Origin of the sequence: Marinobacterium stanieri (assembly GCF_900155945.1) — a bacterium.
GTDB classification, from domain to species: domain Bacteria; phylum Pseudomonadota; class Gammaproteobacteria; order Pseudomonadales; family Balneatricaceae; genus Marinobacterium; species Marinobacterium stanieri.
The window spans coordinates 32,476-56,897 of the sequence record NZ_FTMN01000013.1; the positions used below are offsets into that span (position 1 = coordinate 32,476).

The window sequence follows — 24,422 nt, forward strand, 5'->3', positions numbered from 1 at the left end:
AGACCGGCACCATAGGGAAATCGACACGGCCGAGGGATTGGATATCGTTCAAACCCGCACCGATCATCATTTGGGTGTAGTTGGAACCCAACGCCTGGCGCAGTCACTGGTGCACCTGCATGGTCGAGATGCAGGGTTGCTGGATATTCAGATAGCCGCTCTCAGCATGTTGGCCGAACAGACCCGCACACTCCTTCCCGCAACACAGGTCAAAAGCCAGCTGCGTGGCGACGAGCAGGACCGGATACTGCGCGTGCGCGACATCCTGATGCATCAACACGACCGGCAATTGACGGTTGCCTACCTGTGCGCCACAGCTGGCATCAACGAATTCAAACCCAAGCAAGGCTTCCGGGCCATGTTCGACACCAGCCCGCACCGCATGCTCATGGACATCCGCATGAAGAAAGCCTGGGAACTGCTGGAGACAGGTCTATATGTCTCAACCGTGGTTTACAAGGTCGGCTACGAACACCTGTCAAGCTTCAGCGCAGCATTCGAGCGCTATTACGGCAGACCACCAGAATCCATTGCAAAACGCCCATGACCTCAGATCCGTTTTACCCCTGTTCTTTCTACGTTGCCCATCCCGCTTACTGCACGGGCATTTGGCGGAATTTTGTTTCCAGAAATAGCAGTGGAAGACCGCCACGCAGTTGAGGCATTGGCTCGTATGGGCGATGATGGATAACAGTGGCTGAATGACCGTCAGAGTGTGCACGGAACGCTGACAGATTAGATTAATCGCTACAATAAACAGCGCCTTCATTGCAATATGGGAAATCTACCACCGGTGTCTCGTATGCCGAAACTGTGAACAGGTCTTTTGTATTCTCGACCTAAACTGCTGTCGATCTATCATCTTGCTAAGCGAAGCCCGCTACAAGATATTGTAGCATTACGAGCTTAAGAATTTACCCTTTTCAAGTCCTGAACAAACACCTTTGGACGACTTATAGCACTACAGATTATAGGTGGCATTCATAATGTTATTCACTAGAAAAAAATTGAGAAACCAGATCAAAATTCAGTCGGTCGAACTGGAAGCCTTTCAGAATATACAGGCTGATCTTAAGGCGGAAATGATCTATTTCCGTATCGATCTCAACGGAAAATTCATCGAAGCTAATCAGCGGTTCCTAGAATCTTCCGGTTACAGCGACAACGAATTGTCGCGAATGGATATCAAAACCATCCTAATGCCGAGCTCTCTCGGTAAAGAGCATACACAACGCATGCTTCAGTCGATTAGGTCAGGAACTCACTGGCATGGTGCGCTGAATATGCAGACTCGAAACAATGACGAGGCCTGGTTACGCTTGATTATTCAACCAGTGGTCGATGCTCAAGTAGGGCAAGTTCGATTGCTATGTTATGGCACCGAGGTAACCCGTACGATTACTCGATCTCGTGAGAAAGAGGATATGCTTGCTGCATTACACAGATCTTCGGCCATCATTGAGTTTTCACTTGACGGGACTGTCCTAGATGCCAATGAAAATTTTCTTAGGACAATGGGATACGACAAAAAACAGATCTTGGGTCAGCACCACCAGATCTTTTGTTCTGAGGAAGAGGCTGTATCTGATGAGTATAAGGCTTTCTGGCGCAAATTGGGGGCTGGTGAGTTTTTCGCTGGGCGTTTCCAGCGTTTTGATCGGTCGGGCCGATCGGTCTGGCTTGAAGCTACCTACAATCCTATTCACGATGAAGATGGTAGGTTGTACAAAATTGCTAAGCTGGCGTCGGTGATTTCAGAACAAGTCGAACGGGAGATGGCTATTACCGAAACTTCGGATATAGCTTACGAAATCTCAACACAAACAGATTCCGACGCCTCAAGTGGTATGGAAGTTATCAGTTCCATACTCGAGTCAATGGAGGGGCTCACGAAAAAAATGGACGCTGCTAATACAGGCATCCTGAATCTGAGCGAGCAATCATCCCGAGTATCTGAGTTGGTAGATAGTATTCGCGGGATCGCGGACCAGACTAATTTGCTTGCTCTCAATGCCGCCATCGAGGCAGCTAGGGCAGGAGAGCATGGCCGTGGTTTTGCTGTTGTTGCGGATGAAGTAAGGCAACTGGCGTCCCGAACCAGCGGTGCAACTGAGCAGATTATCGAGATGGTAGGTAAAAACCATGAATTGACGCAGCAAGCTGTGAGGCACATAGAAGAGAGCCAAGCTGAAGCTCGAGTCGCACTTGAGTACTCCCGTGGTGCGGGAAATGTAATGGAAAAAATACAGACAGGTGCACGACAAGTAGTTGATGCTGTACGCCAATTTAAAGCAAGGCTTTGATTTTATTTGGTTGGTTGATTTTCAATTTCAACACTCAATTGCGACACTCTTCTATGCAGCTTGAAGGTACTCCTAAAATACAATTTCACACTGCGCCCAAGTTTTAACAGCCCTGAAGCAGCAGGCGGACTACTCGACTGCCAGTTCTCTTAGCTAGGTGTAGATGCTGAGGAGGTTGTTCACGCCAGTTAAGTTCGAGATGCTGGTTATCGCCAAACAAACAGCACAGAACAACCGACATGAACAACCCTCACAAGAATGCCCGAACTACGCCTCATATTCGAGCCCTGATCGTTGATCGAGCCCTCCGTAAACAGCAGCCGGTGCGAGACAATGCCAGCACTTTTGGTATAAGCACGCACACCGTCTACAAGTGGCTTGCTCGTTATCGAGAGGCTGGTGAGGCTGGTCTTGAGTCAGCATCCAGCCGTCCCCATGCCTCACCGAGGCAGATGCCAAAACAGTGGATTGAGCTGATTCAGAAGATGCGATTGACGCTCAAGTGGACCGCCAAGCAGATCGCACAGGCACTGGGTCTGGCTTATTCCACCGTGACAGCTGTACTGCGTCGACTAAAGCTTAATCGCGCCTCACACCTGGAGCCGGTGCAACCTGTGCAGCGCTACGAGCACCCCGCGCCGGGTGACATGCTGCATATGGATATCAAGAAGCTGCCTCGCTTCGATAGGCCCGGCCACCGTGTAACAAACAACCGTCGCCAGAACACGCGAGGTGCGGGTTATGAATGCGTCCATATCTGCATTGATGATCACAGCCGCTGGGCGTTTGCCCGGGTGCTACCAGATGAGCAGCAAGGCACCACAACGCGCTTTTTGGAAAACGCTCTGGCGGCCTACCGCGGAATAGGTGTGGAGGTAAAACGCCTGATGACCGATAACGGTCCAGCCTATCGCTCACGTCGGTTCAATGCAGTTTTACAACGGGAAGGGATCAAGCATGTGTACACACGCCCATACACGCCCAGAACGAACGGCAAGGCGGAGCGTTTTATACAAACAATGATCCGGGAGTGGGCATATGCGGTGCCCTACGTAAATGACATATCAAGGACTCGGGCGCTGACAGATTGGATCAATCACTACAATAAACAGCGCCCTCATGGCAGTATCGGAAATCTACCGCCAATGTCTCGAATACCGAAGGAAGCTGTGATCAAGTCTGCTGCATGAGATAATGTCCGCTGCATACGATTGGGGACATCGAGATGGATCAGCAACTTACATTCGCGGACAGCGAGTTCAGCAACAAGCGCCGCCAGACCCGTAAGGAGAAGTTCCTTGGCCGGATGGACAAGCTGATCCCTTGGCCGCGTCTCGAAAACGTCATCGAACCTCATTATCCCAAGCCCGGTAACGGCCTCCGTCCTTACCCGTTGTCTACCATGCTGCGGATTCACTGCATGCAACAGTGGTACAACCTCAGTGATCCGGCCATGGAGGATGCGCTGTACGAGATTGCCTCCATGCGCCTGTTTGCCGGTCTGTCATTGGATAAGGCCATCCAAAATCATTCAACGATTCTGAAGTTCCGCCATCTGCTGGAACAACATGGCCTGGCACGCCAGATCTTCGACGAGGTCAATAAGAACCGCAGTAGCGAGCGCGATCCTGAGATGCACCAGACGAAGAAGGGAAACCAATGGCACTTCGGGCTAAAAGCCCATATCGGCGTGGATGCCCGCACCGGTATCACGCACAGCTTCACCACTACGGCAGCCAATGAGCATGACCTAAACCAGGCAGAGCACCTGCTTCATGGTGATGAAGCGTTCATCTTAGCCGATGCGGGTTACCGAGGCGCCGAAAAGCGGGAAGAGCTGAAAGATGTCAGTGCGGACTGGCACATCGTCGAACAACCCGGGCAGCTGGAGACCCTGAAAAAGCATCCTCGCATCAATAAGGTCAGAATTCGCACCGAGTATCTGAAGGTCAGCCTGCGTGCCAAGGTTGAGCATCCGTTCCGGATCATCAAGTGCCAGTTCGGCTTTGTGAAAGCCCGTTACCGTGGTCTGAAGAAAAATGACGGCAAACTGGCGATGCTGTTCGCGCTGTCAAACCTCGTGCGCGTGGATCAGATGTTGCGAGCACAGGGTTAATCCGTCTGAAGTGCCTGAAAAGGCGCCTCGCCGATGGAAAACGCAGGATAGTGGCGCCTAAATGGGGCCCCAGTTGCTACGGGTGCTGGTTGTAGCAGAAGTGGAGACTTAATCACAGGTTCCCTAGAATGAAAAGCCGTTCGCACGCTTCCGTGAACTTAATACATAAATGCTTATGCCCCTATTGTTAAAACCTCAGTTCACTTTACTCTTTTGATCTGTATGTGTTGCAAAACAGGAGTCAAAATACTGAAAAATTTATTGGTCTAAGAAGAAGGCCAGCCACGTTTTTCCAGCAGTTGGTCCAATGTAAGATTTCGGCTCTTCGCTTCGTCCAAAATCACCTGCACCAGAGGGTGGGAGGGGCCTGTTTCAATAATCGAATCCAGATTCTCCATCAGGATAGTTGCCCAGATTGTCAGAATCCGCATTTCCTCTCTTTTGCCACTAACCAAGGGGGAAGTGATCGATGCACTACGTCCGATCACAATGCCCATTTTGGACTTCATGGTGGGGAATATATCCGGAAAAACATCATTCGCCGGCAGCTTCTGTAGAGCCTCATACAACTCAGGAACATGGCGGAACTCTGGCAATGGGGCCATGTCGGGATACTGCAGCAGTGTGCGTACTATCAAGCACTGGGTTGTATCTTTCAAAACATTGTTGATATTTCGAGGATGCTTCAATTGGTAGCAGCGAGCGGGGTAAAGCCCGGTGATTGCCTGAAAGTCAATTGTGCTCATCTGCTCATTCAATTGAACTAAATGCTCACCGGTTATACGTGGGAATAGTGAGTTGCTAACAGCGGTTTCGGACTCACTTGGCCAGCCTTTGTGATCAATCACTTCTTGCAAGGTAGTGGAGCGGGCTAGGGCTTCTTGCTCCATGACCTTGACCAGTGGGTGAGCAGCTCCTTGAGATTTGATCTCGTCCATGTGACTGAGAAGCATCGTTAGCCAGATACGAATCTGCTGTGACTCCTCACGGCCTCTCTTAATGCTATAGGCGGTTGAAAAGCTTCTCCCGAACCAGACACCAGCGAGTGACTCATTTTTTGGCAATATGAAGCCTTCATCAAGACTATCGAGAACAGCAACGAGATCCTTGTAATAAGAGTATTTGTAGCCAGGGACTAACTCTGGGTGCTGCTGGAGAGTACGAATCACAAAGCAACGTGTGACATCATCAACGTTAGTCTCTGATTCGCCTTCTTTGCAGTATTCCTGAATTTTGCTCAGGTACAAGCCGATCATGTGCTGCAGGTCGAAGGCTGCATAACGCTTATGCAGCTCATCAATATCTCGGCCTGTTATTCGGCTAACATAGGTCGTCATACCTGCGGCTCTGTTCAGTGTCGATACTTAGTATCGTTATTAATCAAATAGATACATGGGCGAAGGCATAGGATTGTTAATGCCACCCCTCAAATTGTCGCCAGTATGGTATCAGAATGATGACCGGAATACCGGTATAAATAGACACCCCAAGAGTGCAATCAATGCATACGCAGAGTTCAGTCAATTGGTTGACTGAACATCTCCACTTGCTCAAACAGCGTTTTTACCCTGGCCTCAATATTGGGCTCTGACTGAGGTTTCGGGGGTATCAGATAGAAAGCTGTCCTTCGCATGGTATCCACTATACTCTTGGCATCGCTGTGTGCTGATTCCGTTGACTGCCCAAGAAGTGTACCTAAGGCCACATAGCGTGCTTCAATCTTAGCCGTTTCTTCGTCGGTCATGCCATAGGCGCCATCAACTTCTTCAAGTGAAGGCTGAGAACCGTCCTGCTGGTAGAAAAACTCTGCCGCTTCCTCCGTTGCCGGAAGTAAATCATCGGAACTGGCATAGCCATGGTTCGAGTATTGCTCATACTGTTGAGCTGCAGCTTCAGCATGACTGTGATCTGAAGGCGGCATAGGCTTAGATGCTTCACCACTTGCATCAGAAAGGCCGCTCAAAAAGTCATCATCATCCAGATCACCCAGGAACTGATCGACACTGCTAACGCTACTGGTGTCGTGCGTTACCGGCAAGGTATCAGGTGTATCGTCAGCCCCTTCACTGTTTTCACACGCAGTTGCATCAGAAATACCGGTATCCGACTCCAGGAGATCATTTTCGGTAGTATCCGATTCCGGGGACGGTAGTGGGGCTGCAGCGCGTAGTTTGTCTTTCTTGTAGAAAGCATTCAGGCAATCAAAGACATCGGTTGTGACACATCCTGAGGCTGGAGTGGAAAAGGCATTTTTTAGAACACCTGCAGGTTGGAACAAGGTTTCTTGCTGGCGCAGCATTTGAATAAAGTCGTTGTGCTGCTTTAGACGTACCAATTGCGCTTCGCTTGGCATTGGGCATGCCACCAAGCGAATGAGCTCAAAATCATCTAGGACGCTGTTATCATCGATGCCCGGATAGTAAACCTTTAGGGCACGGAGTGATCCACGCATCAGAGAATGGAACTGGCCTTCTACTTGCTCCTGCAGGTCCTGAATCTCGATAGGAGTACGGCGAGTGAGACGCAGGTCCATATCTGGCACGTACCGGCTGGCATAGGAGCCAACATTCATGATGCGATCGTAGACTGCTACATCAACCTCTCCCAAGATAGCGCGAAGTTTTTCCCAGGTACCGCCATCCTCCAGGGCACCGAATAGCTTCAGGCGCGCATTCGCCAGCATGGATTCTGCATCTATTTCCCCAGCACGTTGAGTACCCACGAAGTCCTGAGCCCCGAGCAAGCAGGAGATGTTGATGCCGCGCAACTGGGCCGGCATCAAGGAGAATCCTTCCAGCACGTAAAAAGAGAATTCATCGAAGTTGTACTTATAAGGAACCGCTCGGTTCCCCATCAGGTTATCCAGAGTTTCTTCCCGTTTACCTTCCATACTGGCGCCCAAGCCTGCGGAGGAGGCCGAACGTGCAGATACCAGTAGGATTTTACCGAGTGCTTGAACTTCGTCTGGTGACTTCTCCAAGGGGGGCAGAGTGAACGTCAGGCAGCGTCTTGAGCGAACAGTATCACGCATGTTCACTTCGCCTTGTTTACAGACGTAGATGTGCCTATATGAAATGGCGAAGCTTGTTACAACGCGCATGAAGTAATTCACGTAGTACCCGTGCATTCGGGTAACGTTTTCAGGCTGCTGGCTGGGGGGCTTATTGAAGTCATAGCCCAAATTACTAAGGTAGTTTTTTATATGGTTCAGGGTGAGGGGAGAAAGCTGATCGTGCTGACTCAATTTGAACACGGCCGCCAACGGCAGAGTTTGGCCGATCAGGTCGATATTCAGATCCCAAAGGTGATTATCACGCCCCTCTACCCAGGCAGGGGACAACGAATCTGCCAAGGAGGAAGCACCGTCCTGGAAGATCTGGTTATCACCACCGCCCTGAGACATCATTGATGTCAAAAGCTCTTTTACAGTGGATGCGTTACCTTCACCCCATGGGTTCATCCTGTTTGAGCGTTTGATCGGAGTACGGCCAAACTGGTCTTTGTAACCTGATAGGAAACTGATGACGAAGCTATCATCATCGGCACCACCCAAACGGGCGAGGGTAGTGGTCTGTTTCGGGAACATCATGGTTCCCTTGCCGTCACCGATCAGAAATCCTGAGCCGGCCAGTATGTAGTTGGCGTTGATAGCCAGGATTGTTTCCGTCTTACCGGAACCTGTAGCGCCCATGATGTAGTCGTGATAGCGCTGATCACTCCAACTAACCCACGCCTCTTTACCAGACCCACGTTCATTGCCCAAATACACAGCACCTCGGGCGCGGTTGAAAGTCTCACCACCACCCTTGGGGTCTGACCTATCGATGCAGTTGGCCTCCATCGGAAGGCGTAACGGAACATCTGGTACCCGGTTGGAGAAAAAAGCAGGCAGCAAAATGATAAGCATGACCGGCAACATGCCGGGAAATAGCAGAAGCACAAATGCTGACGCCAGGTATAGATACCCTCTGACGCTAGGCGAACGGCACGCATCACTGAACCAACCTCCTATGGTCCGTCGATCCGCAATGATGCGATTTGGGTTAATGGCTTGCTTCTGCTGGTTCACGTTTAGTTGCTCGCAAATGGAAAGGCTTGATCAGAATTCCCCTGTGTATGGCGGGGGGCGTGAACACCATTACTGCTGTTATCTAAACCAATGGGTGCTGTTGATTGTTGCTGAGCAAGTAATTGATCCCCATTGAATGGGACAACTGCTACAGCCCAGAGGCAAACAACAGTGATACAGCCGGTCCAGAGCAAATAAGGTTTGCGTTGGGGCCTGATCGCTTTGTGGTATTGCTTCACAATGCGCTTGTAATCGTTCTGCGAGCAGGGAAGACGTTGACTGCCTTGTGTTGTCACAATCGCAGCCTCATCAAATGTAAACCCTTCCGTTGATGCAAACACGATAGTGCTGTTCTGGTGGCTGATATGGATGTTGGATCCATTTAGTGTGACTTCAGTCCGTTTAAGCATGGGTCTTCTCCGCTTCTTGGAAGGCTTTGTATTCGGCCAGGTCTTTGGCGCATTGTTCGTTCAATCGAGCCAAGTCATCCTCTTCATGGCGTACCACCATGTCTTGGAAGAGCCATCCTTCTTCCTGGATGTCCAATATCAGCTCGTTCATCACGTTCATAATCTGGGGTTCAACGATCGGGTACTGACATTTCGTTTCAAAATTAAAGTGATCCCGGATCGCACACGCTTCAGCACGAGGACGCTCAAGCCCGACCTGATTACAAAGCAAATAAAGGCGACGATTAACCGGTTTCAGAAAGATGAAGTCACGAGAAATCATGTTGCCGTACACGTCATACACACGAGTAAAAAAGTACGTAAAAACAGTGCCCCAGTAGGCATGTGTTTTGGTGGCGTGCAAAAGGGCCCGGCGAACATGGATGTTATCTTTAACGGTTTCCCACAATTCATCGACGCCGGAGAGATCGACTTGGTGGGGGGTGTGCCCTGTGCCTTCAATAAAGCTGTCACCGAACTGGTCGAGTAACTTTTCGATCGTTTTGCGGTTTGCTCGGGATTTAGTAAGTGCTGCGAGAAATATGATGGCTAAAGCACGTTCTACTACGCCAAGGGCGTGGATATCTACTATGCCCTCGTCGTCGTATTGCACCCTAGAGCCGAGTTGGAGGCTCATGGTTTGTTTTAGCTTGGGCAAGTCGATCGTAAGGCGACCATAGTATTGCATCAGATTATTCATCTGATCTTTGTGAGTTAAAGACTTGAAGCGGGGAAGTCCAAGCGTTTTGGCATCGTCATCTTCAACATCACTGATTAGGCCTTCAGCAATGCAATATGGTAGAGGGTTACGTTGTGTTGCCCATGGACCAAATCGCTGGTCTTGTTTGAGCAGTTTGGCACGGATAGCAGGCTTAATACGTGGATAGCGGGTAGCCTGAATCTCTGCCAGGCTCTCCAAATCCAGAACCCGGGTAAATGCTTTGACCTTGGCGTATATCAGGTTGGAGGTGCCGCGCCACAGCAAGAGAGGTACAAATACCACTGAAAGTGCTCGCATGCTTAAGCTGTATAGGTATGAGACATCAGTAAATTGAGCGTTTGCGAAGTCTAATGTCTGGCTTAAGTGATATGGCATTCGCAAAATGAAGTCTGCCATGTCTTCAGACATGAACAAGGTCATTGGATAGAGCAGGTACCGGGTGTGTAGTGCAACCTGAGTGGTCCCCCAAAGAATATATGGAGACCATAGGTACCAGGCTACGGCAGCAAAAATTGAAATAATGACGCCGCTAATGAGTAGGCTGGAAAACAGATCACTTGAGTTGCGATTGTAGTCCTGCATTCCTTTCTGGTTGCTCATTTCACGAAGTACCTTGCTAGTTGTTCATCGGTCAGTATCAACTTTGCATGCTCAATCAGGCGTTTGCGGTAGCGATCACGATGAGGCGCATTGAAGTTGTGGTAGCAGGCAATGCGCCCAAACCAGTCATAATTACGTTTAATGCAGATCTTGAGCTTACGATTAAGGATTGCTCCCGCCGCTAGCGCATTGCCTTTGGTGCTAGACACGATGTTGTGCCTCGTGAGCCCAAATTCACTGTGAAGTTCGTCAAAATGCATGGTGTTGACTTGGAACGGGCCGCAGTCTGAGTTGTATTTCCGTGGTACACATTCCCCAGTCGTACCGCCCTCAACCTGCAAGATCAGATAGAGCCCCAGAACGGGTGTTTGAGTAATCTGAGAGACTTCCTCAAGCATTTGGTAAGTAATGGGCTCAACGGGTGGCAGGTCCATCGTGTTCCAATATCCAAATTGCTATGAAGACGCTGGTTAATACGCCAATGATGATGACCACGGCGAAGGAGCTGAACAGGCTGATCAGTGACATGTTTTTAGTGGCCAAAGTGGCCAGATACAGTCCCCATATAATGAGTAGAGGCAGGTAAGGGATTCGACTGGCTGTGTCATGCTCCGATGCCTTGATTGCAGGCAGACGGAAAACTTTCAAACCCAGCAGAAGCTTTGGATAGCGGCCGCTGCCGGTGCGAGCTGAGATCGTTGGAGAGTAAATGCACCGAAAGGAACGCCAGGTGCCGATTCCAGTAGAGATTAAGACAACCCCAAAAACGGTACGTGCAATATCGCTATTAGTCGTTTGGAACAACAATAGCGTTGCTAGGTAAATCAGGGCTGCATTGATCAAAAAATCAAACGAGTTTCGGTATTCCGCTATAAGCGGAGCAGGTGTTAGCGTGCAGGATCTCAGGCTTTGAAAGTGCTTGAAAGTAACGGTGATCATGAGACTGATGCACACAGTTGCGAAGACTGATATGGCAGTCGATCCATACCAAAGGACGGGTGATGCCTTGAAAGTATCGACCAAGCGTTGTCCTGACGGTGACAGGGCAAGAGTGATCATGCTTCCAATGGTAGTTAGTGTACCCACGAAGTATATCAACATGGATAAGCAGGCATTCAACAGATAAACCTGACGCTCTATCAGCGGCAGTTCAGCTGCCGTGATGTGATCACCTTTTTGGCCGTGCTCAATGTCACTTTTTGTCTGATCGACAAGCTGCGTATACGAATCCACCAGGTAGTTTTTACCTTGGGAAACGGCACGGATGTTTGCCCTAACGGCACGTTCTATAAACGTGAAGGTGGATACTTCCTTCACTATGCCGATCGCAACCTTGCCTTTGCGTTTGGTTGGCTGCTCTTCACTCATCGCATGAAACTCGGTGTTTGAGAGGTCTGATTGGCGTAGCTTAAAGAGCCTGATTCCGCTTTAAGTGAGTCATTCACCAACTGATCCAATTGAATCTGATTTTTTCGGTACGCAGCAAAGAGGCCATCCAGAGGAAGTCCATCAGGATGGTTCTGAACGTCTTGAGCTGTTAACTGGCCGATACGCTTTTCTTCAGCATTCATGGCGGACAACATCAATTTGGTATGAGATCGCACCAGATTTTCCATCAAGGATGCTTGGTCCTCGCCTGTTTGCTGCTGACCATGAACGGTTAGTAGCTGTTTGCAGTCATCGAAAATGGTCCGACACAGCTGTTTAGACAACTGAGTAGGGTCGTGCAGCCAGGAAAATTCATTGAGCTTCGCAATGATGAGGGTATGGGCCGACGTAAATGCCATTTTGGTCCGAACACCAGGAGAAGGACGAGGCTGGGATAAACCGGCCTGAACCTGGAGGGATTTCATGAGATCACTGACATCGGAAAGCCAGTTCAACTTGATGGCACCGTAAACTCTAACGTCATCTGCTGCGAGTGGAATGATCGCAGAACGGATCGTAGCCCGTTGCCACGCCTCTCCGGGGAGTTCAATGCCGGTGTCAGTCAAAAGGGAATCGATTGCTGATTCAACTTGATTCAGAAGTGACGGCATCTCATCGGGCTTGCCGCCTGCGGCTATGTGTTCCATCCGGGCCGAAATAACGGGGGAATAGACTTTGACGAGGTGCATCCTCGGGCGGATTGAGGAGGTAACGAATTCCTTAGAGTGCAAGCCGTCTAAAAGGCTCTGGCTCATAACTGCCCTCCATTATTTGTCGGAGTTGAGGCCTTCAGCCAATACAGACATCGTGATGTTGTGCAGATCGCTAATAACTGGGTTTTCACGGTCGTGAGTACGCGAGAAATCGATCATCTTCTTCACGACATGGTTGAAGATCACCAACGCCGCTTTAACGTCCATGGTCGATTCAGGGTCAACGCTGATGTAGTAGCAAGTTGAGGCCAGCATCTCATTAGGAGTTGTGACTTCACCAACGGAAAACAGATAGGGATGGTTAGGATATGCCAGGTGCGCTGCTTGAATAACGCGGGTCATGATGATGGGCAAAAGGCCGGTAGGCAGTGCGGCTTCATCTATGTCGAATTCGGTCACGCCGTACATGACGCCTTCGATGTCGGCAGCTTCTGCACGTTTCTGGAATGTGCGTGAAACCAACTCGATCATCATACGGTGCTTATCCGAAACGGTATTGCCGCAGGAATGGCACACCAAGTTGCGGTTACGCAGATCTTCGTTAAGTTCACTACCACACGAGCAGGGGAAGATTAATGCTGGGAAAAAGTTACCCAACATTTCTCTCTCGATGGCATTCACAGAAGATGTCATTCACGGCCTCATACTTAAAAAATCGTTTTGCATATTAACCTAATATGCACCATGTTGCAGCGCATTATATGTGCTCAAGACTTGAGCAATCAAGTAAGATTTTTGAAATATGGTCGCAGAATTCGACCAATTGACGACCAATGCCCCCCTGAAAGAACTATCATGAAGGCTTATTATTTGAGGTTTTCGGCGGGAAGTGCTTGTTTGCACACATTATATACCGTCTATCTGTATGGTGTCGCGTTTTAGAGACATTCTTAAGGTTTCTTTTTCTCATTCTCGTTTTGAAAGGCTCTCCGCAGGTAGGACAAGGGGTACCATCACCAGCGAGTGGTTCTACCGGTTTTCCACCATCATCTGCTACATAGTTACGGCAGTCATCATCGGTACACATCCAGAAAAACATTCCCTTGTTGGCTTTACTCTCACGACGAATCATCACTGATTCGCATGAGGGGGCAGAGCAGGGAACAGCCATTGGGTTGCGTTCAAGCTTCAGAGCTGTCGCCTTTTCACATTGGGCACTAATCCAGGTCTTCATGTTGTTCATGAAGGCATCAGGTTCTTGGCGCCCCAATCGAATCTTGTTAAAGCTTATTTCCCACAGCGCTGTAAGATCCGGCGATGTCAGCTCTACAGGTAAAAGAGATCTGACCTGCCGCCCAAGCTTGGTGGGTCTCAACGTTTTATCGGGGTAGAGAGACAGGAATTTGCGTTTTTGCACCAGTAGATCGACATAGGTGTGTCGCGTGGCACTGGTACCCAGGCTGGCGTTGTCCTTCAGACGTTCCTTAAGCCGTGGGTCTGAAAGATGGCCAGAGGCATTCTCCATGATTTTCAGTAGTCGAGATTCAGTCATCCGTGCTGGGGCACGTGTTTTTTTGGCCTCAAGCCGGATACTTTCAATTGTGAGGCTCTGCCCCTTAGTTAGAGTGGGGAGTGGCTGTCGGTCGTCTTCGTCTCCTTGTAGAGGCTGTACCTGTGTCCAGCCGGCCTGATCAACGGTTACGCCTTTTGTCTGGAATTGCTGCCCTCCGATCGAAATAGCGGCTGTGGATGATGTACTAATGTAGTCCGGATAAAACTGGGCAATGAGCCGCTTGGCCACTGCCAGGTATATTTGGCGAGAGGCCGAATCGAAATTGCCCCAGTTAGGGAGTGAGCTTGTCGGGCTATTCGCCGGGTGCTCTGTGATTTTTGAACTACAAAAGCTGCTGGGTCGAAGATTTTTATTGGCACCCGCGACCAATGGCGCCAGCTCCTCATCCTTTGCAAGAGCATCAAACAACTGACCAATCTTGGTAAGTTGTTCATCCTCATAAAATGTATCGTCCGTGCGGGTGTAGGTCAGATGCCCGGCTTCATACATTTCCTGATACTTGGCAACAACTTCAGCCGCAGACATATCTGATACACCGCCCATATAGATACACAGGTTTGTCAGGTTAAATGGGGTCGGAGGGTGTCTGGTGTGTGTGTTTGAGCTGATAGCAGAGACTTTGGCACTCTGGCCTTGTAGTTGCCCCATGATAGTTTGTAGCGCATCGCGATCGGTACAGTGCTTTCCATCCAGCAGCTCTTCGGGAATGACTAACTCAGCTGTCAGGCGGGTGCCGTCCGCGGTTACTAAGTCAGCCACCATGTCGTAATAGTGACCTGACTTGAATGCGAGCACTTTGTCTTCGTGATCCACACAAATAGCCAGCAAGGCGCTTTGAACGCGGCCGGCACTGGCTAATACGTTATAACCTGCCTTCCTAGCTAAGCGGGTGTACGCGATAGTCAGATTGATACCAATAAGCCAGTCCGACTTCATACGTGCCAGGCCAGACAGCTTGTGTCCCTGATATTTCATCAAGTCATTGGACTCAATACTGGACAGGGCACTTTTCATTGCCTCAATTTCTTGTGCACTGCTCCAGAGCCTATAGGTAGGACCAGACCAATTGTTTTCGCTCAGGAAAATTTCGGCAATGATTTGTCCTTCTTGACCTGCATCGGTTGCGATGACGACTGAATTAGCTTCCGTTAACAAGCTGGACATGGCCGCTCTTATCTTCACCAGGTGTTCCATATCAATTGGTTTGAAACGGAATGGCTCTGGTAACAGCGGTAACGGCATGTTATTCCAGCCAACGGCCCACTCTGGGCGATAGTCGGCCGTGTCGTACAGGGTATAAGCGTGACCTGCCAGCCAACCGACAGCCCAGCCATTACCCCGTATCATTTGTGCGCCTTTCTCTTCCCTCGGGCAAGGCACGCCCTGACGGGCGGCCAAAGCCTGTGCAATCACTCGGCCCATTTTCGGCTTTTCAGCCATGTAAACTTGCAAACCCATTTACACACCCAAGCTCATTGTTTGTTCCATCTGTTTCTGCCGATCGATAGCTTCATTCGCTGCATCGATCTCTTCTTGAGTCAGGACTTGGCTTTCCAGATTACGATTAACCTCAAGCTGGTTCAGAATCTCTTCAAATTCATGAATCACTGACTTGTCTGCAGGCGGCATAGAGTCTTCGAGTTTGCGTACTTCGATGTTGATCTCAGTTTGCTTGGCCAGCAGCGCATCCAATTCGTCTTGTTTCTGATAGGGGGCCTTAACAATCTCCAAAGCCGTATCCAGTTCGTGATTGAGAGACGTGAGCTGGTTGTTGACTGTTTCCAATCGCATTGGCATTTCCTGAATCTTCTTGATCAGATTGGTCGTAAAGATTTCAGGGCCTTTGGTCAGTGGCGTGCTGCAGCGAACCGGTCCGTTCCACTGGACATGAATTTTGTCGTTTTTGAGTACGGCAACGACTGGGTACCCTTGAATAGAGCCAAGTTGGGTTTCCCCTATGAAGCCTCCCGCCAGCATTGAATGAATGCGTAAGCCTGCTTGCTTCGGGTTGTCCATCTTGGAGTCACCCACGATCATTTCGAAGCGTTCTGGAATGCCGGCATCTATCGCCTTGGTAAGCGCAACTTTCTCTTCTTCCCAAGATGGCATGACCATATCTCTGATTTGGTTTGCCGTAGAACGTGCGTTGCGGACTTTACTGATATGCCCTCTGCGTTGGAGTTCGGCCTGCTCGACTTGCATATCAATTTCCACTTTATCTCGAATAATCGGGTTGCCCGTGGTGATGGCCATGATTTCAGCCAATGTTGGTTCCACGTCTTCATCCATAGAGCGAGCTGCCTTGTCCGGATTCGACATAGCCTGAGTAATGAACTTCAGCTTGCGAATGACCGTCTCCAGCATGAACAAGTCAAAGCTGTCTTCGGTGGTGTAGTAATGGATGTTTACGTTATCGAACAGGTTGCCCTGGCGCTCGAAACGCTTGATACGCTGCTCCAGGTCGGTAGGTCTCCAAGGCACATCCAGCATGTGAAGATCTGACCCACGGGTCTGAACGTTTGTACCTACACCCGCTTTATCAGTGCTGGCCAGTAGTATCCTGACTTCTCCGTTGCGCACACGCTCAAAAAGAGCTTCCTTCTGAGTCGGATTCTTCGCGTCATGTATGAAGGCAATTTCATCAGCCGGCACACCTTGAGCAATCAACTTGTTCTTGATGTCGTCATAGAGGTTAAAGCCCTTTTTGGGCGTGCCTCGGTCAAGGAAAATGAGCTGGGTACGGCGGTCGCTTTCATGCTCTTTCCATTTCCCCAATACATTAGCAATACACTGATTTACCTTGCTGTTCGGATCGTCAGGCAGGTCCTCATCAATCAAGCGAAGATCCAGCGAACCCAAGCGACCCGCGTTTGAGATGGATAACAGATTATCTTCCCAAGGCTCTTTGTCTTGGTTACGAACCAGTTGTGCTCGATGCCCCAGCCAGTCCATGAACTTCTTCATCATGCTGCTTTGCTTGGCCACATGTTTAACATCATTGCGGCCAGGCTTCGGCAGCTTGAGGTCATCGCCTGTTTTGATGTCGGCAACAGAGCGGAAGATGCGGATCATTTCGGGAACATTGTGGAAGCGGCTCAAGCGTTCCTTGATCTGGTACCCACCACCCTCTGGCTTAAGCTCAACATGCTCCACTACTTCGCAGAAGTTTGCTGCGAACGCATCGAATTGATACAAGCCTAGATCTCGCAGGGTTTGAGGTGCAGTAATTCTCAGCATCACCCAGATTTCGGTCACCGAATTGGTGATCGGAGTGCCTGTGGCGAGGTATACACCCTTCTGATCACCGCGTGACTGGCGAATAAAATCTGCCTTCATCACCGCATCCTGGGCGCGGCCGGATGTCACGCTATTAACACCTGCGACACCGCTCAGAGACGTTGGAGGTGCATAGTTTTTCAGGTAGTGGCCTTCATCGTAGAAGAGGCCATCAAAGCCGCATTCAGCAAAGGAAATAACATTCTCGTCATAGTTATCCTTAGCTTTTGCTGTTACCTGCTTAAGTTTAGCTTCCAGTTTTTTGATACTTGTTTCCAGGTTACGAATGGCAATTCGATCCTGGCTATTCGTACTGACCAGTGCACCCCTGTATTCATCCAGTTCATCTTCAATCTGCTGCTGAATGAACTCATCCTGGAGCGCCATGCTGGCGAACATGTTGTGGGTACAGATAACCATGTCCCACTGGTTCATCCGAACTTTGTTGGCGAAGACTGCCCTGCCTTCCGCCGTGAAGTCCTCTGGCGTGGCCGTGAGGATTCTGGCGCCAGGGTAGAGGTCACGGGCTTCGTTGGTGGCTTGCTGCAGCATGTGGTTTGGAATGACAACCAATGGGCGATTGGCGACCCCCAAGCGACGAAGCTCCATTGCTGAAGCAATCATCTCAATGGTTTTACCGGCACCGGCTTCATGGGCAATCAGTACGCCTCGGTTGGACGTGATGATGCGTTCAACTACCGCAGGCTGATGATCATGCAGTTTTAGTGGGCGCCCCTTCAGCACACCGGTCATGCCGGGAAAGGTCAGATAGGATCCATCATATTGAGCTTCACGGAAGGAGTTGAAGGTGCGGTTGTACGCATCCTGCAGACGTGAAGAATGGAAGGACGAATCCTTAACGAAATCGGCAAACTCACGAATGATTTCGTTCTGACGCGATCGTGCCAGCTGAGTCGCTTCGTGATCGATCGTCCCATTAGGGTTATTGACGGTGGGGCGCTTCAGATTCAGTGCAAGGTCCACGAGCTTAGCAAACGTGAACTCTCGGGTGCCGTGCTCCAGTGTATTGGCACTATGGCAAATGCTTTTACCCCTGCCAGTTAATCTCAAGTCCCAATGGTTCGTGACAGGAACGTGTGTCAGCTGAATCTCGCCATTTATGTTAAGCGGATTCCCCTCAGTTAGGGTGCATGCCACAAAGTCTCGAACGGTTTCTGGCGGAATCCAATTGGCGCCCAAGCGGATGTGGATCTCATCAATCCCAATGGCCTCGGGTACCGCTTCATTGAGCGCCTTAACGTTTCGCTCCAGGCTTGGGTCCTGTTTGGCAGCACGCTCAGCGATTTCAAGTTTTTCGTAGATGTTGCCGGACAGGTAGAGTGCTTTGATCTCCCAACGACCCGTTTCGGGCTGTTTGAAGCAATGTGGCTGCAGCTGCTCTTCTACCTCTGAAACCGTCAGGTTCAGGGTATCGGCAAGCAATGAGGCATCAACAAAACCTCGGACGTTCATAGAAAACGCAATGCCGTCTTCTATGTTGGTTACGTCACTGGAAGCGCCGACGTTTATTTGAGTCAGCGGTGTCGTGAATATGTCGGCCTTTGAGTAGGCACCTGTATCCGCGTTGCCTTTCTCAAGCGCCAGCACCAGGTACTGATCTGGATCACGCTTCAGAAGGTTCTTGTTACCGCGACCGTTGAGGTACCCATGATGCTTTACGAACTCATCGTAGCGAGCGTTGAGCGTTTCTCTTGCGGCTTCGGCTGCAGGGACATCATTCTGGTTTTCGGCGTCCAATAACTGCAGGAGGGCGTCTCGAACTGCAATAAGCCTCGGCATTTTGGTTTGAGCAGACTTGGATACCTCGATAGGGCGCAGTCCATTCGCTTCCAGAATCGCCAGTGTTGTGTCTGTTACGACATAACTACCGATCTTATTGTCAGCAAAACGAGGATCGACCAGTTGGCGTGTTTGATCCTCTCGTGCATGACCGGGGTGTTCATGAGGATTCATAGCCCCAGCGGGGACCATATTGAGAAGCGCATCCCAGTCGATGTCTTTATGGCTACCGCTGACACTTAGGCCAGGACCAAATCGGCCTTCTTTCCATGTAACTTCACCCAGAATGCGATCGGGATTACTGGCAAAGTAGCTGTTTATCTCTTTGGTAATGGGTTCAGCATCTTCATCCGCATTAGGATCGGGATACACCAGAGTTTCGGTGTTCACCCAGGTGGTATCCCCCTGCAGCTCCCCAGGATGCCGTTTCCGGAAGAACAAAATGTCAGTTACCACTTCGGCACCTTCAGACTTAAAGGTGTCAGCGGGTAGGCGGAAACCGGCAACGAGGTCAGATGAGGCCGCTACCTGTTTGCGTATAGAAGCATTCTTTTTGTCCATCGTCCCAGAAGACGTTACGAATGCGACGATGCCGCCAGGCTTGGCCAGTTCTATAGATCGTTTAAGGAAATAGTCATGTACCAGGCGTTGGCGCTTATCCTGAGGATCATAGACGGTGAAATCACCATACGGAGGATTACCAACAACCAGATCCTGAGACTGGCGCGGCAATACAACATCCTCAAAACCTGAGTTATAGACCCTAGCTTCAGGGTACAGCCAGGATGTGAGGGTCGCTGCAAATGGATCCTTCTCAACGGCGGTTATTTCGGCATGTTCACGAAGAGCCTTCGGAGCCAGGCCAACAAAGCGTCCATTTCCCACGGAGGGTTCTGTAATGTGGAGACGATGCTTGAGATCATTCATGCCCAGCTTGTCCAAAGCCGAGTACATGAAGTCTATTACGGTAGTTGAGGTGTAGTACGAATCGACTGTTGAGGCTCTGATGCCATTGGCGGCAGCTGAGTCCACGGCCTGTAGGGCGCTAAATGCTTTGCTGAGTTCCATTGCGCTGGTATCGGGATACCGGCCACTCAAGACGGTTGTGATTGCAGGCGAACCGGTACCGGAAAGGGCAGCCAGCATTTGGCGCTGGGCGTCATTTGGTTCGATATCGTCTTTTTTCAGGCCCACGTACACGAGAATAGCTGCAGTGAGGCGATTACGTATTTCCGAGTCGGACAGGCTCTCAAGAGATTTCAGGGACTCGCTAGGATCAAAGTTTACCTCCCGAAGTGGTGCTATTGGCAGTGTTACAGTATCTGATTCATCAGCGCGGTATGTGCTTCCTCCAGATATTGTTGCAGCTTCGCTTCCCAGCTCGCCAGCTGTTGGAAGTCGCTTGTTTCCGGCCTTGGGTTCAGTTGTCGGTAATCGATCTCGTACACTTCCAGCTTCTTGTCGATCATGATCGCGTTCGTTTTCAACCAGGTTGTCATGTTGCCTTCCCTGTTCAAAGCTGCGATCTGCCCCTGTGTCAGTTGCCTGTAGATTGTCCGGGCCGTTGGGGCTAGGTTGTGAAAGTCTGTTGGTGCGTTCTCCATCTTGTTGCTCCTTCAAAATTGCATCATCAAGGTGTTTGGTAAACAGCTGGCGCATGCTGCCAAAGATGGCCAGTTCACGTTGTGTTGCCTGGCCGGACTGAACAACCAGATCTAGTTCTTTGCAAGTTTCCAGCGGGCGGCCGTGCCCAAATCGATATGCCAGCATCATAGTGGCATCGTGGTCGCTTAGCCTATCAAGTTCCTTTTTAAACTGGGCAGCGGAAATGCTTTCCCAATCTACGACCGGTGCGTCCTCAACAGCCGTCTGAGTATCTTCAAGCGTGCTATCTGACAATACTGCCCAAGGGGCAGGGTCTGTTGCAGGAGTAGAGGGTGAATCAGAAACGGGGATACCCGGCAGTTCGTCAGGGGCAGGATCAGCAACAGTAAAAGACTCGGAATTCGAATTGTTCTGCTCATCTTCAGCAACTTCTGGCTGTGCTTTTTCAATGGCCTCATTGGCCATAGCCATGTGTTCGTTATGTAGCGTATCCCCTAAAGACACATTCAAGTAAAAATTGGTGTTGTAGTAATCACTTTGGCGATCAGACTTATCGTAGTTGTACGCTTCAGCCTGGGCCGTTAACCAACGTTCGATTGCTCTGAATTCAGGTATGTAGATATGAGGTGCGTGATAGCTTGACTCATCAGGGTTGTCTTTACGCCATTGAGCCCATTCTTCTGATACAGCCTGCATCCCCTCGGGCAGACCGGTAACGCGAATAGAGATGCTGGATGAAGAACCTTTAGTAATGGATACCTTCACCCCTTTAGGTAATTCACCGGACGATTGTGCAGACTTGATCGTTTCACGCAGGCGTCTATTTATCTCAGAAACATCGTGGAGCGTGGAGCCATTCTCGCCTGTTTTCAGCAAGCTACCGTAAGGTGGAAGCTTGTCCATTTTGGTTAGGGTTTCGTGCTTCTGAGCAACAGCGTTGATCTCGGCGGCCAGGTTATCTACAAGCGACTCATCGTTGATCTGCCCAGTAACAGTAAACTGCTCCGAACTACGAGCGTATCGACCCGTGTCGGATAGGTACAGATCCATTCTGACTTCGCCACTGTCGCTGATTTCGGCTACCGGTACCAGTAGGGTATAGGGGCCAACATTGCGCAGCGCGATTGCTGAACGTTCTTCGTTTGTATCCGGGACGAACCCATCCAGTTTGGCCAAGATCTTTTGGCTTAACTGGTACTCGGGGCTATTTGTGAACGCCTCTTCTTGCTCCCGTTGCAGCTGGTCGCGAATTCGATCGATCAAATAGCCAGCAGCACTTTCCGAGATAGAAAGGTGCTCGGCAATGGCCTCACAGGACTCGGTGTATGAGCCAGCGTCACGGTAAATGGATTTGAGCGTATCCGTGAGCTCAATTTCGGAGACCTGGTACTCAAGTTCAGCAAGCTCCTCCCGCCAAACACTCAGTACCCGGCTATCATTTGTACCCAGGTGCTGTTCATGGGCGCCGGCTAATAGCCCGTGGATTTGAGTCTTGAGTGCAAAAATGCGTTCACTGGTATTCAGCTCGGTACAAAGCTGGTTCGCCATGTGTGAAGCTTGATCGGATAGACCATGCTCCAAGGCGTTTTCCAGAATACGAATTCCCACTTTGAAGCCGCGACGCTTCGCTTCCATCAGCGCACGTTCAACCGTACTGGTTTCAGGTACTCGGCTCAGCATGTCGAAGAACAGCACGTCATTGATGCTTTGCAGGGTATCTTCGGACGCTTTCCAGGGGTCAATATCGATGACCTCAGAAAGGTATCCATTCAGACGGTTTACCATCTGGAAGAAGCCATTTTCCGAGAGCACAAGGCCGCCCTGCAGGGCTTTTTCTTGTAGCGCCTTAAATGCGTCCATGACGCCGGCTTCCATGCGGCGAGTCTTCAGCGAGGTGACATTTCCCATTCGTTCTCGCTCACGGTCCAGTTCAACATACTGGATAGCAAGGTTACGAATCTCATCCATGGAAACACCGGCCTGTTCGGCCTGGCTCACCATTTCGTCAATTGCTTTTGTATCTAACTCTACTTCCGGGACTTTGCGTTGAGGATGCAGTTGCAAAACTGTCGTTGGCGCTGATTGCCCTTGCTGGTCCTCACTTTGAACAGGACGGCCTTCTGCAGCAGCTGTAGCATCATCCCATTGATCGCGTGTAATCAATGACTCGCCTTGGTTATAGAGGCTGACTAGGGCTTCAAAGCGAGACACAGTCACGAACATGCTTTCGATCCGATGCTCATCATGCACCTTGATCACAGCACGGCCGTCCGCATCAAAATCAACCAAGATGTCAATCTGGTTGAAGATAGAGAACTCACCAGGCTGAGGCACCTCCCACTGGTCAGGGCCGGTTTGAACGGAGCCTGCAGGACGATCATGCTCTGCGGGTTCAGCGGGGGCTTCCTGATCATGCTTCACAAGTGAAGCGTCAACCGAGTCGAATTCTGCTACAGAGCCGTTCTGGGCGCTTGTTTCTGGCTTAGATGGCTTTTGTTCAGATTGCAGCTCATCCAACAGGGTAAGCAAACCATCCGTTTCCTCAGTGGTCAGACGCTCATCCATGGCAACCTGGTCGCGGAATCCCGGTTGCAGAGCCATGACAGGGTTGTCCTCAATCCAATCGAAGTATGACTGGTACTGAGCACTGGGAGAGTATGCCTCAGTTGCTTCAATGACAGTTTCGCTATCGATACCAGCTGTGTCGTCATGCCCAGGTTGCGGCGTTTGTATTGGCGACTCTTCAGGCTCTGAAGTATCAGCTTCACCCTGATCGAATTCAGACTCCAGCGTCACGTCCACTATTTCTTGCTCCGGTGCTTCGACGGAGGACGTTTCAGCGGTATCAGTCTCAGAAGGGTCTGCAGTTTTTGAGGCTACTGGATCTGTTGAACGGGATGGTGGCAGCTGTGCCTCATCTACGATTGCATCAAAATCTAACGAGCTTTCCTCGGTCGCAGTAGCGGGACTCTCGTGAAGCGCAGGTCCCTCAGTGGCCAATTCAGCCTCATGATGTACTTCGCTGGATGATTCAGGCTCTGCAGACAGTGCCTCCAGTGTTGCTACTCGGTTTTCCAGAATGTCTGCAGGCGTTGCTCTCAGGGCAGCTTGCGGAGAAGCAGCCGTGTAGTCCGGTAGGGCACGTAGACCCATGGGAGTTTCAACCGCAGGTGCAAATATCCGCTCAGATAGCTTTATGACCAGTTTGCCATCTTGTTCCAGAACCCCACCCACTTGGGCGCCAGCAAACACTGCTCGCTCATCTTCAAGCAAAGCATCGTGTTTGGCATGAAAGTCCGGGCTATGAAAGAGCAGGCGCACTTGGCCCGGTGTATTTAACCGTTCCAGGGTTGCATGCAGGTGTTCATCAAAAGGGGCTGTCGCGATGCGGGAGTTTAATTGGGTACCGTTGTCACGAAACCACCCCAAAAGGTTTTCACCTGCAGGAGGCAGATTGCCACGGTACTCCATGGCACGGATGCCGGGAGCAACTTCGATATCAACAGCCCGGCGCTGAAGCACATTGAGGAAGTGGTTTTTGGTGTGAACCACGCTATCCATACGCTGGGTGTTATCCAGCTCAATAAGGGGGAAAGCTGCTTTCAGTGCCTTTAGATCCAGGTGCTCTAACGGAGCCACCCACACCCCTTGCTGAGACAACTTAAGCCCGGACTGTTCCAACGCCATCTTCTTGAAGGATGCGGCATCGCCGGCACCAAACAATATGAAAACGGTTCTACCGTTGATTTCATGCAAATTTGCAGACAGATTATCGTCTGTAGCCTGATTGTGGGCATCGAACGAAACGAAACTGATTTTCATAGCGACC

At 50.3% G+C, this 24,422-nt stretch carries 13 protein-coding genes and 2 pseudogenes; 5 read left to right on the top strand and 10 right to left on the bottom strand.

Annotation, left to right across the window (positions count from 1 at the left end; translation table 11 throughout):
- Window positions 1-37: 37 nt before the first annotated feature.
- From BW956_RS20605 to BW956_RS20620, 5 genes and pseudogenes are all read left to right on the top strand, one after another.
- Window positions 38-547 (top strand): helix-turn-helix transcriptional regulator, encoded by a 510-nt coding sequence (locus BW956_RS20605; RefSeq protein WP_076466035.1) that lies wholly within the window; start codon window positions 38-40, stop codon window positions 545-547.
- 535 nt (window positions 548-1,082) lie between these two features.
- Window positions 1,083-1,757, top strand: a pseudogene (locus BW956_RS22940) (PAS domain S-box protein); the annotation flags it as partial.
- 114 nt (window positions 1,758-1,871) lie between these two features.
- Window positions 1,872-2,303: pseudogene (locus tag BW956_RS22945) on the top strand (methyl-accepting chemotaxis protein); the annotation flags it as partial.
- A gap of 239 nt (window positions 2,304-2,542) precedes the next feature.
- The gene (locus BW956_RS20615) at window positions 2,543-3,493 is read left to right on the top strand and encodes an IS481 family transposase (protein WP_076466040.1); all 951 of its coding nucleotides are present in this window, start codon (window positions 2,543-2,545) and stop codon (window positions 3,491-3,493) included.
- A gap of 35 nt (window positions 3,494-3,528) precedes the next feature.
- Window positions 3,529-4,419 carry an IS5 family transposase gene (locus BW956_RS20620; RefSeq protein ID WP_076466043.1) on the top strand — a complete coding sequence of 297 codons (891 nt, stop codon included), beginning with the start codon at window positions 3,529-3,531 and terminating at the stop codon, window positions 4,417-4,419.
- A gap of 266 nt (window positions 4,420-4,685) precedes the next feature.
- On the opposite strand, the gene BW956_RS20625 is transcribed toward BW956_RS20620, so the two are convergent.
- The 10 genes from BW956_RS20625 to BW956_RS20670 form a co-directional block, all read right to left on the bottom strand.
- Window positions 4,686-5,756 (bottom strand): hypothetical protein, encoded by a 1,071-nt coding sequence (locus BW956_RS20625; RefSeq protein ID WP_076466046.1) that lies wholly within the window; start codon window positions 5,754-5,756, stop codon window positions 4,686-4,688.
- A 179-nt stretch (window positions 5,757-5,935) separates the two neighbouring features.
- On the bottom strand, window positions 5,936-8,488 hold the full coding sequence (locus tag BW956_RS20630) for a type IV secretory system conjugative DNA transfer family protein (protein WP_139327253.1): 2,553 nt from the start codon (window positions 8,486-8,488) through the stop codon (window positions 5,936-5,938).
- A gap of 2 nt (window positions 8,489-8,490) precedes the next feature.
- The gene (locus BW956_RS20635; RefSeq protein ID WP_076466052.1) at window positions 8,491-8,898 is read right to left on the bottom strand and encodes a hypothetical protein; all 408 of its coding nucleotides are present in this window, start codon (window positions 8,896-8,898) and stop codon (window positions 8,491-8,493) included.
- Entirely contained in the window at window positions 8,891-10,258 is a 1,368-nt protein-coding gene (locus BW956_RS20640; protein ID WP_076466055.1) for a secretion/conjugation apparatus DotM-related subunit, read from the bottom strand. The genes BW956_RS20635 and BW956_RS20640 overlap by 8 nt, the downstream gene beginning before the upstream one ends.
- On the bottom strand, window positions 10,255-10,692 hold the full coding sequence (locus BW956_RS20645) for a lysozyme family protein (RefSeq protein ID WP_076466058.1): 438 nt from the start codon (window positions 10,690-10,692) through the stop codon (window positions 10,255-10,257). Before BW956_RS20645 ends, BW956_RS20640 begins: the two co-directional genes overlap by 4 nt.
- Window positions 10,673-11,626: a hypothetical protein gene (locus BW956_RS20650; protein WP_076466060.1), complete on the bottom strand. Its 954-nt coding sequence runs from the start codon at window positions 11,624-11,626 to the stop codon at window positions 10,673-10,675. The genes BW956_RS20645 and BW956_RS20650 overlap by 20 nt, the downstream gene beginning before the upstream one ends.
- Complete coding sequence (locus tag BW956_RS20655; RefSeq protein ID WP_076466063.1) at window positions 11,623-12,441, bottom strand: hypothetical protein; 819 nt, start codon at window positions 12,439-12,441, stop codon at window positions 11,623-11,625. The genes BW956_RS20650 and BW956_RS20655 overlap by 4 nt, the downstream gene beginning before the upstream one ends.
- A gap of 12 nt (window positions 12,442-12,453) precedes the next feature.
- Window positions 12,454-13,032, bottom strand: coding sequence for a hypothetical protein (locus BW956_RS20660; RefSeq protein WP_076466066.1), 579 nt, complete (start codon window positions 13,030-13,032; stop codon window positions 12,454-12,456).
- Window positions 13,033-13,192: 160 nt separating this feature from the next.
- Entirely contained in the window at window positions 13,193-15,370 is a 2,178-nt protein-coding gene (locus tag BW956_RS20665) for a DNA topoisomerase (protein ID WP_076466069.1), read from the bottom strand.
- On the bottom strand, window positions 15,371-24,415 hold the full coding sequence (locus tag BW956_RS20670; RefSeq protein WP_076466072.1) for a helicase-related protein: 9,045 nt from the start codon (window positions 24,413-24,415) through the stop codon (window positions 15,371-15,373).
- Between the last annotated feature and the right edge of the window lie 7 nt (window positions 24,416-24,422).